This window comes from Lichenibacterium minor (genome assembly GCF_004137685.1).
Lineage (GTDB): Bacteria > Pseudomonadota > Alphaproteobacteria > Rhizobiales > Beijerinckiaceae > Lichenihabitans > Lichenihabitans minor.
Genome location: NZ_QYBB01000002.1, coordinates 121,054 through 134,422 on the forward strand (window position 1 = coordinate 121,054; position 13,369 = coordinate 134,422).

The window sequence follows — 13,369 nt, forward strand, 5'->3', positions numbered from 1 at the left end:
GGACCGCGCCCCCGTCCCGTCGCGGCCGGGAGCACGGTCGGGCGGGATGACCTCCAGGGCCGGGCTCACATCCACCGTCCGACGACGGGCGCCGCGACCGGCGCGATGCTCGGCCAACCTGCTCGGCCGACGGGGCCGGCAACGAGGAAGACGCGCCATGAGTTTCAGCTCCAAGGCCCCCGCGGACGCCCGCGCCAAGGCGGAATCGAAGTTCCACCTGGCCGATCGCCGCAAGAGCGAGGCCGACCAGGCCGTGGGCGAGGCCCGCGCCGCCAAGAACGCCGAAGCCCAGAAGACCGCCCGCCTGAAGGCCCTGCGCCTCGCCAAGGAGGAGGCCGACCGCGCCGCCGCGGCCGCGGCCCCCCCGGCCGTCAAGGCCCCGGCCAAGCGCAAGGCCCGCGTCGCCGCCACCGCTTGACGGGTTCGCGGTCCGGTCGAACCGGGCGGGAAGCGCCGGGACGGGCGACGGAGCGGGAGCGCTTCCGGGAGCCGTCATGAGCCATGGGGCGACGGCTCCCTCGCGGCGCGACCCCGGAGTGGAGCCATCGTCGGCGGCTCACGGCGGCCTCTATGCCGCGGGGCGCTTCCCCAGGATCCAGCCTTCCCACCGGCGCAGGCCTTCGGCGAGCGGCGGCGCGGCGGCGCGCTCGCCCCGCGCCACCGCGAGCGCCGCCAGGAGCCCGACCACGGCGTCGAAGCCGTCGTCGTTCCCCGCCTCGGGCGGGAAGCCGGCGTCGAGCGCCGCCCGCAGGCCGGGGTCGAGGGCGACGCCCCGCTTCCCCGCCCAGGCGGCGAGGTGCGGCGCCAGGGCCGCCCGCAGCGCGCGGTCCCCCTTCCTGCGGATCGCGAAGCCGAGTTGCCCGTATCCGTCGCCCGGGTAGGACTCGGCCAGCACGAGCCCGCCCCGCCCCGCGAGCGCGGCGAGGTCGCCGTCGAAGGGCCACAGCCGGGCGCCCCGCCGCCGGGCCGGCGCGATCACCTCCCGCCAGCCGTGCAGCGCCGCCTTGCCGACCTGGCTGGCGCCCATGGTCCAGAACATGCAGCCCGCAGCCCCGCCCTCGGCCCCCCGGCGCTCGCAGGCGCGCACGAGGTCTCCGATCCCCGCGACCCCGTGCCCGTCGACGAGGTGGGCGAGGCGCGTGCCCCCGGGCCGCGCGGGATAGAAGGGCCGGCGCGGGCCGACCTCGCCGGGCGTCGCCGCGATGGCGAAGATGTCCGGCCAGTCGCCCCGGCCGATCGCGTCGATGGCGGCGGCGAAGCCGCCGTAGCCCGTGGCGGCCCCGAAGGCGGCGGGGAAGCCGATGGGGAAGTCGAAGGCGGCCAGGGTCGGGGCGTCTTCGGCCAGCGCGGCCAGGCGCGCGGCGAGCGCGGCGGGATCGGCGACGTTGGAGGGCCCCGACGCGCGCCAGCCCCCCTGCGCGTCCCGATGCGCCTCGGCCGACCAGCGCCCGGCCGCGCGGACGCTCCAATCGCAGTGGACGACGTGGCCGAACACGCCCGCGTCCGGCCCCCCCGCGTCAGGCCGCCGACTTGGCGGTGGCGGGGAACATGTGGCGCTTGGCGTCCTCGTCCATCTCGGCCTTGAAGCTGTGCCTTTCCTTGATGGCCTCGGCGCGGACCGCCGCCGGACGGGCGCTGACGGCGTCGAGCAGGCGCTTGACGTTGGGAAGCTTCTGCCAGGCCGCCTCGCCCATCACGAAGGGCAGGCGACCCGCCCAGCCCCACACCGCCATGTCGACGATGGAATAATCGGCGCCCAGCATGTAGGCGCGGTCGGCCAGCCGCGCGTCGACGATCGACCAATGGCGCTCCGCCTCGAAATCGTAGCGCTCGACCGCGTAGTCCTGCGACTTCGGGGCGAAGTGCCTGAAATGCACCGCCTGCCCCGAATACGGGCCGATGCCGGTGGCGACGAACATCAGCCAGGACAGCATCTCGCCCCGCGCCTTGTCGCCCGGCTTCGGCAGGAAGCGGCCCGTCTTCTCGGCGAGATAGAGCAGGATGGCGTTGGAATCGAACACGGTGGCGTCGCCGTCGACGATGACGGGCAGCTTGGCGTTGGGGTTCAACGCCTTGAAGGCCTCGGCGTGCTGCTCGCCCTTGCGCGAGTCGACCGGAACGGCCTCGTAGTCGAGACCCGCTTCCTCGAGGAACAGCGCCACCTTCATGGGGTTGGGGGCGAGGTTGTAGTAGAAGGTGATCATGGCGCTGAGGCTCCCGGGGCCGCCGACATCGTCGGCGGACGGGGCAGCCTTAGCGCGGCCGCGTGGCGATGCCGAGACGGGGGATGCGATTGTTCGACACGAAGCCGCGGGGCGTCCCCTTCGCGACGGGCGCCGACGTTCCCCTGACGCTCCGCGCCCAGGGCAGCTTCTTCATCGGCGGCCGCGACATCCGCTCGGACGCGCTGTCGGCGGTGCCGGCCTACGCGCCGTCCGGCACGGTGGTGGTCGATCAGGTCTACGTGCGCTTCGCGGTGCCGGCCGCGGTCGGCGGGCCGCCGCTGGTGCTGGTGCACGGCTGCTGCCTCAGCGGCCAGGCCTGGGAAACCACGCCGGACGGGCGACCGGGCTGGGACGAGATGTTTCTGCGCGCCGGCTTCCCCGTCTACGCGGTCGACCAGGCGTGGCGCGGGCGCTCGGGCGCGGGCATCGCGCCCGCCGCCAACGGCGACGGCCCCCTGCCGACCGTGTTCTCGGCCGGGCGCGAGGACGCCTGGACGGTGTTCCGCATCGGCCCCCGCTTCCCCGAACCCTATCCCGACACGCTGTTCCCCGTGGACGCCGTGGGGGAGCTGTGGAAATCCATGGTGCCGGATTTCTTCTACGCCCTGCCGACCCCCAACCCCACCGTCCCGGCGCTGTCCGCCCTGGCGCGGCGGCTCGGGGGCGCGGTCCTGGTGAGCCATTCGCAGGCGGGGCTGTATCCGTTCCAGGCCGCCGAAGCGGCGCGGGACGGCATCGCCGCCCTGGTGGCGCTGGAGCCCGCCGCCCTGCCCGACCCCGCGGGCGACCTGTCGGCCTTCCGGGACCTGCCGGTGCTGATCGTCTACGGCGACCACGTCGCGGCGTCGCCGCGCTGGGCGCCCCGGCTCGCCCTGGCGCGGGCCTTCGTGGCGGCGGCGAACGCGGCCGGCGGCCGGGCCGAACTGATGTCGCTGCCCGAACGCGGCATTCGCGGCAATTCCCACATGCTGATGCAGGACCGGAACAGCGACGTCGTGGCGGAGCTCGTGGCCGCATGGATCGGCCGGGAACGGCCGCACGGGGCCGGCGGCGCCGCGGGGCGGCCGATCGGGGGCGCCTGACCCGGGAGCGATGGGGCCCCCGCCCGCGCGGGTCCATCGCGGCAACCCGGATTGGCGCGGGGCGCTTTCCCCCTATATCGCCCGAAGTCTGACCGCGCGAGGATGCCGATGTTCGTCGAAGGTGGAGGCGGATGGAAACCCCCGCCCTGGCAGCCGCCGCCGCGGAAGCCCAAGATGACGCGCAAGCAGGAGCGGATCATCCTGTGGCTCGTCGGCGTCAACGTCCTGTTCCTGCTGATCGCGCCGATCGGCGGCGTCACCATCGTGCAGACCCTGGTGTCCCTGCTGGCGCACGGCTGAGGCGGCCCGCTCCGGGGAGCGGCGGGCGCCGGCCCGCCCCGGCGCCGGCACCCCCGGGATGCGATGCGCGGGTCGCCCAGGCCCGTCCCGCCCCCCGAAACGGGACCGCACACCCGTGAGGAAGGATCCGGGTGGCAGTATGCAATCATCGTCATCGCGATCGGGGGTTCTTCGTCCTTCATTAAGCAAATTAAGCTTTACTCATGTCAGGCCGGTCGATGCCGCTTCTGATGAGACCCCAGACCATGTTGTTCCGCCGCCCCCAGGCCACGTTCGGCATCTCGCATGATGCCCTGAAGGTCATGATCTGCAAGGTGCGGGCGATCGAGCGCGTGCAGGCCGTGATCGAATTCGATCCGGACGGGACCATCGTCACGGCCAACGACACCTTCCTGTCGGTCATGGGATACGGCCTCGACGAGATCGTCGGGCGCCATCACGGGATGTTCGTGGAGCCCGCCCTCCGCGACAATGCGGATTACCAGAACTTCTGGGCGCGGCTCCGCCGCAAGGAGTTCATCCAGGAAACGTTTCGGCGGATCGGGCGGGACGGCCGCGTCGTCTGGATCCAGGGCTCCTACAACCCGCTCATGGACGCGGACGACAAGGTTTACCGCATCGTCAAATTCGCCACCGACGTCACCTCCGCGGTCGCGGAGCGCACCGCGCACGACGCCCGATCGGCGGAAACCACCCGCGTCCAGATGCAGGTCGTCACCGGCCTGGCGGGCGGGCTGCAGCGCTTGGCGGCGGGCGACCTGCTGTGCCGGATCGACGACCGGTTCGACGCCGACTTCGAGAAGCTGCGGACGGACTTCAACGACACGGCGGAAACGCTGCAGCAGGCCCTGCTGAAGGTGTCGGAGAACGCGTCGGCGATGACCCGGGGCGCGGCCGAGATCGGGGCCGCGGCCGACGACCTGAGCCGCCGCACCGAGCAGCAGGCGGCTTCGCTGGAGGAAACCGCGGCGGCGCTCGACGAGATCACCGCCACGGTGCGGAAGTCCGCCGACGGCGCCACCCACGCCCACGAGGTGGTGGCGGCCGCCAAGGCCGGCGCCGAGCAGTCCGGGCGCGTGGTGCGCCAGGCCGTGGAAGCGATGGGCGGCATCGAGCGGTCGTCGCGCGAGATCAGCCAGATCATCGGCGTGATCGACGAGATCGCGTTCCAGACCAACCTGCTGGCGCTCAACGCGGGTGTGGAAGCGGCGCGGGCCGGCGACGCGGGGCGCGGCTTCGCGGTCGTGGCGTCCGAGGTTCGGGCGCTGGCGCAGCGCTCGGCGGAGGCCGCCAAGGAGATCAAGGGCCTGATCTCGACCTCGGGCGCCCAGGTCCAGCAGGGCGTCGCCTTCGTGGGCCAGACCGGCGAGGCGCTGTCCCGGCTGGGCGTGCAGGTGGCGGAGATCGACGGCATCGTGGGCGAGATCGCCGCTTCCGCCCGCGAACAGGCGGTGGGCCTCGACCAGGTCAACACGGCCGTGAACCAGATGGACCAGGTGACGCAGCAGAACGCCGCCATGGTGGAACAGTCCACCGCGGCGAGCCACGCGCTGGCGGGAGAAGCGGACGCCCTCAACCGGCTGATCAGCGGCTTCCAGGTCGGCCAGCCGACGCCGGCCGCCCGCGGCGTGGAGCGGAACCGCGACCACAGGCTCCCCCGGGCCACCCCCGTCGCGGCCCTGAAGACGGTCGGGCGCGGCGGGGCGGCCCGAAAGGCGCAGCCCGCGGCCGCCGAGGAAAGCTGGGAAGAGTTCTGACACCAGCGGTCAGGACTCTCGACCGCCGGCCAGCGCGAAGGCACGCGCCGCCGCTCCTGCGGCGCGGCGCGACGGGGATGCGTCGGCAGTCCCGTCGCCCGGCATCACACAAGCCGTGCGGGGCCGGCCTTGCGGAAGCGCGCCGGGACCGCGGCCGTCGACGGGTCCCCCGAAAACCGACATAATGGACGGGTGTTGATGGCGCGCCCGATGCAGGGCGCGCTGCCGGAGCCGCTATTCGATGCCGACCCTGACCCGCCGTTCGGCCCTGGCCCTGGGCTCCACGCTCGCGGGGGCGGCCCTCGCCCGGCCCTGGCCGGCGCTGGCGGCGGCCGAAATCCCCGCCGCCTGGCCCGACAGGCTGCCCGACGGCTGGACCGAAAGCCACGGCCTGTCGGCCTTCGGCGAGTTGAACCTGCCGGCCGGCTTCGAAGCCCTGCCCTACGTCGACCCCGCGGCGCCCAAGGGCGGCACGATCGTGCTGGAGCCCACGACCGCCGGGCTGAACCAGAACTTCACCACCTTCGACACGCTGAACATCTACATCCTGCGCGGCGACGGCGCCGCCGGCATGGGGTTGGTGTTCGACACGCTGATGACCGGCACGCTCGACGAGCCCGACGCGCTCTACGGCCTCGTGGCCCGGTCCGTCCGCGTGTCGCCCGACCGCCTCACCTACCGCTTCCTGCTGCGGCCCGAAGCGCGCTTCCACGACGGCTCGAAGCTCACCGCGGCCGACTGCGCCTTCAGCCTCGACCTGCTGAAGGCCAAGGGCCATCCCAACCTGCGCACCGGCCTGCGCCACCTCGCGTCCGCGACGGCGCTCGCCGACGACCTGCTCGAGGTGAAGCTCGACCCCGAGCGGACGCGCGAAACCCACCTCACGGTGGCGGGCCTGCCGATCTTCTCGAAGAGCTATTACACGGCCCATCCCTTCGACCAGACCACGTTGGACCCGCCCCTCGGCTCCTCGGCCTACCGGGTCGGCATCGTCGACCAGGGGCGCACCATCGCGTTCGACCGCGTGAAGGACTATTGGGCCAAGGACCTGCCCATCAACCGCGGCCAGGCGAACTTCGACACGATCCGCTACGAATATTACCGCGAACGGCAGGTCGGCTTCGAGGCGTTCAAATCGGGCGCGACCACGTTCCACGAGGATGCGACCTCGATCAACTGGGCCAAGGGCTACGATTTCCCGGCCGTCCAGGACGGCCGCGTCCAGCGCCGCACCGTGCCGACCGACGGGCCGGTCGGCATCCAGGGCTGGTGGCTGAACACCCGCCGCGACCAGTTCAGGGACCCGCGGGTGCGCCAAGCGCTCGGCTACGCCTTCGATTTCCAATGGGTCGACAAGAACATCATGTTCGGCCTCTACGAGCGCACGGTGTCGTATTTCCAGAACACCCCCATGGCGGCCGTCGGCCTGCCGCTGCCGGGCGAGATCGAGATCCTGGAGCCGTTCCGCGGCAGGGTCCCGGACAGCGTCTTCGGCCCCGCCGTCCTGCCGCCGGTCTCGGACGGGTCGGGCCAGGACCGCGGCCTGCTGGCCCAGGCGAACAAGCTGCTGCTGCAGGCCGGCTGCAAGCGCGACGGCAACGTTTTGAGGTTGCCGGGCGGGGAGCCCTTCCACATCGAGTTCCTGGACTTCGGCGGCTCGCTGGAGCGCCACACCCAGCCGCTGATCAAGAACCTGCAACTGCTCGGCATCGACGCCCGGTTTCGCGTGGTCGACGCCGCGCAATACCAGTCCCGCCTGAACGACTTCGACTTCGACGTCATCACGCTGAACCGGGGCGGCGACTCGACGCCCGGCGAGGGCCTGCGCATCTCCTACGGGTCGGAAGCGGCCAGGACGCCGGGATCGCAGAACTTCACCGGGACGGCGGACCCCGTGATCGACGCCCTGATCGAGATGGCGCTCCACGCCGGCACCCGCGCCGAGTTGACGACGATCTGCCGCGCGCTCGACCGGGTCCTGCGCGCGCAGTTCTATTGGATCCCCATGTGGAACAAGCCGGACCACTGGCTGGCCTACTGGGACGAGTTCGGCTGGCCCGCGAAGGCGCCGAAGCTCGACCCCGGCGTGCTTTCGACGTGGTGGTCCGACGACGCCAAGGCGAAGCAGCTCAAGGCGAAGGGCTGACATGCTCGGCTATATCGCGCGCCGCGTGCTGCTCATGGTGCCGACCGTGCTCGGCATCCTGTTCGTGTCCTTCGTGATCGTGCAGTTCGCGCCGGGCGGCCCGGTCGAGCGCGTCATCGCGCAGCTCCAGGGCACGGCGAGCGGCGGCGGCGGCCTCGGCGGCGGGGGGACCGACATCGGCGCGGCCGCGGGGGCGCAGGCCGGCATGGGCGGCGAAGGCGCGAAGTACCGCGGCGCCCAGGGCCTCGACCCGAAGTTCGTGGCCGAGCTCGAAAAGCAGTTCGGCTTCGACAAGCCCGCCTACGAGCGCTTCGGGCTGATGGTCAAGAACTACGCGACCTTCGACTTCGGCCAAAGCTACTACCGCGACACGCCGGTGCTGAAGCTCATCGGCGAGCGCCTGCCGGTGTCGATCTCGCTGGGCTTGTGGATGACGCTGCTCTCCTACGTCATCTCGATCCCGCTCGGCATCGCCAAGGCGGTGAGGGACGGCTCGCGCTTCGACGTCTGGACGTCGAGCGTGGTGACGATCGGCTACGCGGTGCCGTCCTTCCTGTTCGCCATCCTGCTCATCATCCTGTTCGCCGGCGGGTCCTTCTACCAGGTCTTCCCGCTGCGGGGCCTGGTCAGCGAGAACTGGGCGGAGCTGGGCTGGCCCCACAAGATCACCGACTACCTGTGGCACATCACCCTGCCGGTGGTGGCCATGTCGGTCGGCGCCTTCGCGACCTCGACCTTTCTGACCAAGAATTCCTTCCTCGACGAGATCAAGAAGCAATACGTGCAGACCGCCCGCATGAAGGGCCTGAGCGAGCGCCGCGTCCTCTACGGCCACGTGTTCCGCAACGCCATGATGATCGTGGTGGCGGGCTTCCCCGGCGCCTTCGTGTCCGCTTTCTTCACCGGCGCGATCCTCATCGAGGAGATCTTCAACCTGCCGGGCCTGGGGCTCCTGTCCTACGACAGCATCATGAACCGCGATTACCCGGTGGTCTTCGCCAACCTGTACATCTTCGCGCTGCTCGGCCTCGTGGTGAACCTGATCTCCGACCTCACCTACACCTGGATCGATCCGCGGATCGACTTCGAAACGCGAGGCGTGTGAGATGGACGCGCTCGTCGACCCGAAGCCCCCGTCCCCGGCGGCCGGCCGGCGCGGCTGGCTCGACCTCACGCCGATCAACCGGCGGCGGCTCGACGCCTTCAAGCGCAACCGGCGCGGCTACGGATCGTTCCTGGTCTTCGCCGCCCTGTTCCTGGTGACGCTCGGCGCCGAGTTCGTCGCCAACGAGCGGCCGCTCGTCGTCTCCTACAAGGGCGACATCCTGTTTCCCGTGTTCAACGACTATCCTGAGGAGCGCTTCGGCGGCTTCCTCGCGCATACCGACTACCGCAACCCCGAAACCGCGAAGGAGATCGACGACCACGGCTGGATGATCTGGGCGCCGATCCGCTATTCCAACTCCACCCGCAACCTGTCGCCCCCCACGACCCTGCCGTCCCCGCCCACCTGGCTGCTGTCGGACGCCCAATGCAGCCGCGCCATCCGGGACGGGGGCGGAACCCCGCCCGCGACGCGTCCCTGTTCGGCCCTCGAAACCAACTGGCTCGGCACGGACGACCACGGCCGCGACGTGCTCACGCGGCTGATCTACGGCTTCCGCCTGTCGATCGTCTTCGCGCTGCTGCTGGCCGGCATCTCGTCGGCGGTCGGCATCGCGGCCGGCGCCGTGCAGGGCTATTTCGGCGGCTGGACCGACCTCATCATGCAGCGCGTGATCGAGATCTGGTCGTCGCTGCCCCACCTCTACATCCTGATCATCGTGGCGGCGGTGATCACGCCCTCCTTCGGCGTCCTGCTCGGCATCCTGCTGCTGTTCTCCTGGGTGAACCTGGTCCACCTCGTGCGGGCGGAGTTCCTGCGCGCCCGCAACTTCGAATACGTCAATGCCGCCCGGGCGCTCGGCCTGTCGAACCTGCGCATCATGTGGAAGCACGTGCTGCCCAACGCCATGGTGGCGACCCTGACCTTCCTGCCCTTCATCCTGTCGGGCTCCATCACCACCCTCACCTCGCTCGACTTCCTCGGCCTCGGCCTGCCGCCGGGCTCGCCGTCGCTGGGGGAAATGCTGCTGCAGGGCACGTCGAACCTGCAGGCTCCGTGGCTGGGGCTGACGGCCTTCCTCACCATCGCGATCATGCTGTCGCTGCTGATCTTCATCGGCGAAGCCGTCCGCGACGCCTTCGACCCGCGCAAGACGTTCCGCTGACGCAAGGCGCGTCGACGGTCCGTAAAGGATCGGCCAGTTAACCTCGGCTCAGCTTCGGGGGCCGCGGGGGCCTCCCTCGTCGATCGAGACAGGACAGCCTCGGACCATGATCGGCCTCGGAAGAGTGTGGAAGGCCGTCACGGGCGGCAAGGGCGATGCGGCGCCGACGCCGCCGGCCTCGACCATCCCGCGCGACATCACGGCCCCCCGGACCGTCGTCAGCTTCGAGCCGGCCTCGAGCCTCGATGACGCCGAGCCCAGCGAGACGCGCTCGGCCGAGCGCTTCGTGCCCAACAAGACCGCGACGATGCTGACCACCGTGGGCGGCAAGCGCTTCGCCGCGCGCATCATCAACATCTCGCGGACGGGCGTGGCGGTGGAACCCGAGGCGGCCGGCTTCGGCTCGGAGGACATCGCCCTCGTGGGCACGCGGCCGGTCACGCCGGGCCGCCGCATCGCGCTCGGCATGGTGTTCCTGTTCAAGAAGCCGCTCGACCCCAAGCTCTGCGGGCCCGATCTCATCCTGTAGGGCTAAGCCGACAGGTCATCGAAGATCGCCAGAACGCTGCTCTCGCGTGGCCACAGACGGTCATGACAAAAATCCTGACAAGCCGTCATCTTCGATGACATTCCGCCCTATCGCGACATTTCCAATGACGAGACCCGAATGGCAGGCCTCGTCGCTCGTCTCCCTTTCACCCGTCCCGCGTCTGATCCGAGCGGGCCGTCGACCGCCTCACGACATCGCCTGAACCGCCTTCTTCTACTCCGCCGTCGCCACCGCACTCGCCGCCATGGCGGCTTCCACCGCCGCCAGCGCGGCCTGGGCCTGGGCGCCGTCCGGGCCGCCGCCCTGCGCCATGTCGGGCCGGCCGCCGCCGCCCGTGCCGCCGAGCACCGCGACGCCGGCGCGCACGAGGTCGACCGCGCTGAACCGCGCCGCCAGGTCCGGCGTCACCGCCACGACGAGCCCCGCCTTGCCGTCCTCGCCGACCCCCACCAGCGCCACCACGCCCGAGCCCAGCGCCGTCCTGGCGTCGGTGGCGAGGCTGCGGAGGTCGCGCATGTCGATGCCCGTGACGGAGCGCGCCATCAGGCTCACCCCCGCGACGCTGCGCGGCGCCTCGGCCTGGCCGCCCCCGCCGCCCATGGCGAGCTTCTTGCGCGCGTCGTTGAGCTCGCGCTCGAGCCGCCGCCGGTCGTCGACGAGGCCGGTCACGCGCTCGACCGCCAGGTCCGGGGAAGCCTTCAGCAGCTGGGCCACGCCGCGCAGCTTGGCGCTGTCGGCGTTGAGGCCCCGCCGCGCCGCGTGGCCCGTGCGCGCCTCGATGCGCCGCACGCCCGAGCCGACCGCGCTTTCCCCGAGGATCGACACCAGCCCGATGTCGCCGGTGCGCGCCGCATGGGTGCCGCCGCAAAGCTCGATCGAGTAGAGCGCGTCCGTCGCTCCCCTGCCCTCCTCCGGGCGGCCCATGCTGACGACGCGGACCTCGTCGCCGTATTTTTCGCCGAACAGCGCCCGCGCACCGCTCGCCCGCGCGTCGTCGATCGCCATGACGCGCGTCACCACCGGCTCGTTCTGCAGCACGACGCGGTTGGCCATCTCCTCGACCTCGGCGAGCTCCTCGGCGGTGATGGGCTTGGCGTGGGAGAAGTCGAAGCGCAGGCGGTCGCCGTCGACGAGCGATCCCTTCTGGGCGATGTGCGGTCCCAGGACCTGGCGCAGCGCTTCGTGCAGCAGGTGGGTCGCGGAATGGTTGGCCCGGATGGCGCGGCGGCGCGCGCCGTCGACCTCGGCCACCAGCCCCGTGCCGACCGCGATCCCGCCCTCGACGACCTCGACCTCGTGGACGAAGACGTCCCCGAGCTTCTTGCCGGTGTCCGTCACGCGCAAGCGCACGCCCGGCGCCGTCAAGGTGCCGGTGTCGCCGACCTGGCCGCCGGATTCGCCGTAGAACGGCGTCTGGTTCAGCAGAACCTGACCCTTCTCGCCGGCGTCCAGCCGCTCGACCTCCCGGCCGCCCGACAGGATGGCGGCGACCTGGCTTTCGGCCCGCTCGGCCGCGTAGCCGAGGAACTCGGTCGACCCCACGCGGTCGCGGATGCCGAACCACACGGCGTCCGTGGCGGCCTCGCCCGAACCCGCCCAGGCGCGGCGCGCTTCGGCCTTCTGATGCGCCATGGAGGCGGCGAAGCCCTCCTCGTCGACCGCGATGTCGCGTGCGCGGAGCGCTTCCTGCGTCAGGTCGAGGGGGAAGCCGTAGGTGTCGTAGAGCTTGAAGGCGACGTCGCCCTTCAGGCTGTCTCCCGCCCGGAGGTCGCGCGTCTCGTCCTCCAGGATGGACAGGCCGCGCGCCAGCGTGGTGCGGAAGCGCGTCTCCTCCGAGCGCAGCACGTCGGCGATGCGCGCCTGCGCTTCCACGAGCTCGGGATAGGCCTGGCCCATCAGCTGCACCAGCGTGGGCACGAGGCGCCACATCAGCGGCTCGGCGGCGCCGAGCAGCTGCGTGTGGCGCATGGCGCGGCGCATGATGCGGCGCAGCACGTAGCCGCGGCCCTCGTTCGACGGGTCGACGCCGTCGGCCACCAGGAAGGCGGCAGCGCGCAGGTGGTCGGCGACGATGCGGTGGCTCGCCGCCTGCGGCCCGTCCGGGTCGACGCCGGTGAGGTTGGCGACCGCCCCGATGATGGTGCGCATCAGGTCGACGTCGTAGTTCGACGTCACGCCCTGCAGGATGGCCGAGATGCGCTCGAGCCCCATGCCGGTGTCGATGGAGGGGCGCGGCAACGGCGCGCGGTTTCCCGGGCCGATCTGCTCGTATTGCATGAAGACGAGGTTCCAGAACTCCAGGAACCGGTCCCCGTCCTCGTCGGCGCTGCCGGGAGGCCCGCCCCACACGCGCTCGCCCTGGTCGTAGAAGATTTCCGAGCAGGGGCCGCAAGGGCCGGTGTCGCCGGCGGCCCAGAAGTTGTCCGAGGTCGCGATGCGGATGATGCGGCTTTCGGGGAGGCCGGCGATCTTGCGCCACAGGTCGAAAGCCTCGTCGTCGTCGTGGTAGACGGTGACGAGCAGGCGCTCCTTGTTGAGCTGGAACACCTTGGTGACGAGGTTCCACGCGTTCTCGATGGCGACCGGCTTGAAGTAATCGCCGAACGAGAAGTTGCCGAGCATCTCGAAGAAGGTGTGGTGGCGCGCCGTGTAGCCGACGTTGTCGAGGTCGTTGTGCTTGCCGCCGGCGCGCAGGCACTTCTGCGCCGTGGTGGCGCGCTGATAGGGGCGCTTCTCGACCCCGGTGAACAGGTTCTTGAACTGCACCATGCCGGCGCTGGTGAACATCAGCGTCGGGTCGTTGCGGGGGACGAGCGGGCCCGACGGCACGACTTCGTGGCCGGCCTGGCGGAAGAAGTCGAGGAAGGCCGAGCGGGTCTCGTTGACGCTGGTCATGGCACTGGGACTCGGGATCTGGAAGGCGCGGGCCCTCAGGACGCGAAAAAGGGCGCAGGCCCCCTTTAGCCGCGCCCCCCGAAGCTGTCGAGCGAAGGGGCCCACGCCCCTTCACTTTGCGTTAACCTGTCACCTCCGGGAAGC

At 71.2% G+C, this 13,369-nt stretch carries 11 protein-coding genes; 8 read left to right on the forward strand and 3 right to left on the reverse strand.

Annotation, left to right across the window (positions count from 1 at the left end; genetic code table 11):
* Positions 1–157: 157 nt before the first annotated feature.
* Positions 158–418, forward strand: coding sequence for a hypothetical protein (locus D3273_RS02660; RefSeq protein WP_207210648.1), 261 nt, complete (start codon positions 158–160; stop codon positions 416–418).
* A gap of 150 nt (positions 419–568) precedes the next feature.
* On the opposite strand, the gene D3273_RS02665 is transcribed toward D3273_RS02660, so the two are convergent.
* Both D3273_RS02665 and D3273_RS02670 read right to left on the reverse strand, forming a co-directional pair.
* Entirely contained in the window at positions 569–1,495 is a 927-nt protein-coding gene (locus D3273_RS02665) for a DUF429 domain-containing protein (RefSeq protein ID WP_129223242.1), read from the reverse strand.
* Positions 1,496–1,517: 22 nt separating this feature from the next.
* Positions 1,518–2,204 carry a glutathione S-transferase family protein gene (locus D3273_RS02670; RefSeq protein ID WP_129223244.1) on the reverse strand — a complete coding sequence of 229 codons (687 nt, stop codon included), beginning with the start codon at positions 2,202–2,204 and terminating at the stop codon, positions 1,518–1,520.
* Positions 2,205–2,287: 83 nt separating this feature from the next.
* Between D3273_RS02670 and D3273_RS02675 the strand changes: the two genes are divergently transcribed.
* From D3273_RS02675 to D3273_RS02705, 7 genes are all read left to right on the forward strand, one after another.
* Positions 2,288–3,307: an alpha/beta hydrolase family protein gene (locus D3273_RS02675; protein ID WP_129223246.1), complete on the forward strand. Its 1,020-nt coding sequence runs from the start codon at positions 2,288–2,290 to the stop codon at positions 3,305–3,307.
* 174 nt (positions 3,308–3,481) lie between these two features.
* Positions 3,482–3,607, forward strand: coding sequence for a hypothetical protein (locus D3273_RS29570; protein WP_281011170.1), 126 nt, complete (start codon positions 3,482–3,484; stop codon positions 3,605–3,607).
* Between the two features lie 230 nt (positions 3,608–3,837).
* Entirely contained in the window at positions 3,838–5,364 is a 1,527-nt protein-coding gene (locus D3273_RS02685) for a methyl-accepting chemotaxis protein (RefSeq protein WP_165359353.1), read from the forward strand.
* Positions 5,365–5,605: 241 nt separating this feature from the next.
* Complete coding sequence (locus D3273_RS02690) at positions 5,606–7,510, forward strand: extracellular solute-binding protein (protein ID WP_129223252.1); 1,905 nt, start codon at positions 5,606–5,608, stop codon at positions 7,508–7,510.
* A 1-nt stretch (position 7,511) separates the two neighbouring features.
* Positions 7,512–8,615 (forward strand): microcin C ABC transporter permease YejB, encoded by a 1,104-nt coding sequence (locus D3273_RS02695; protein ID WP_129223254.1) that lies wholly within the window; start codon positions 7,512–7,514, stop codon positions 8,613–8,615.
* A 1-nt stretch (position 8,616) separates the two neighbouring features.
* Positions 8,617–9,780, forward strand: a complete 1,164-nt coding sequence (locus D3273_RS02700) for an ABC transporter permease (protein ID WP_129223256.1) — start codon at positions 8,617–8,619, stop codon at positions 9,778–9,780.
* Positions 9,781–9,886: 106 nt separating this feature from the next.
* Complete coding sequence (locus D3273_RS02705) at positions 9,887–10,309, forward strand: hypothetical protein (RefSeq protein ID WP_129223258.1); 423 nt, start codon at positions 9,887–9,889, stop codon at positions 10,307–10,309.
* 234 nt (positions 10,310–10,543) lie between these two features.
* On the opposite strand, the gene alaS is transcribed toward D3273_RS02705, so the two are convergent.
* Positions 10,544–13,225, reverse strand: a complete 2,682-nt coding sequence (gene alaS / locus D3273_RS02710; RefSeq protein WP_129223260.1) for an alanine--tRNA ligase — start codon at positions 13,223–13,225, stop codon at positions 10,544–10,546.
* Positions 13,226–13,369 lie beyond the last annotated feature (144 nt).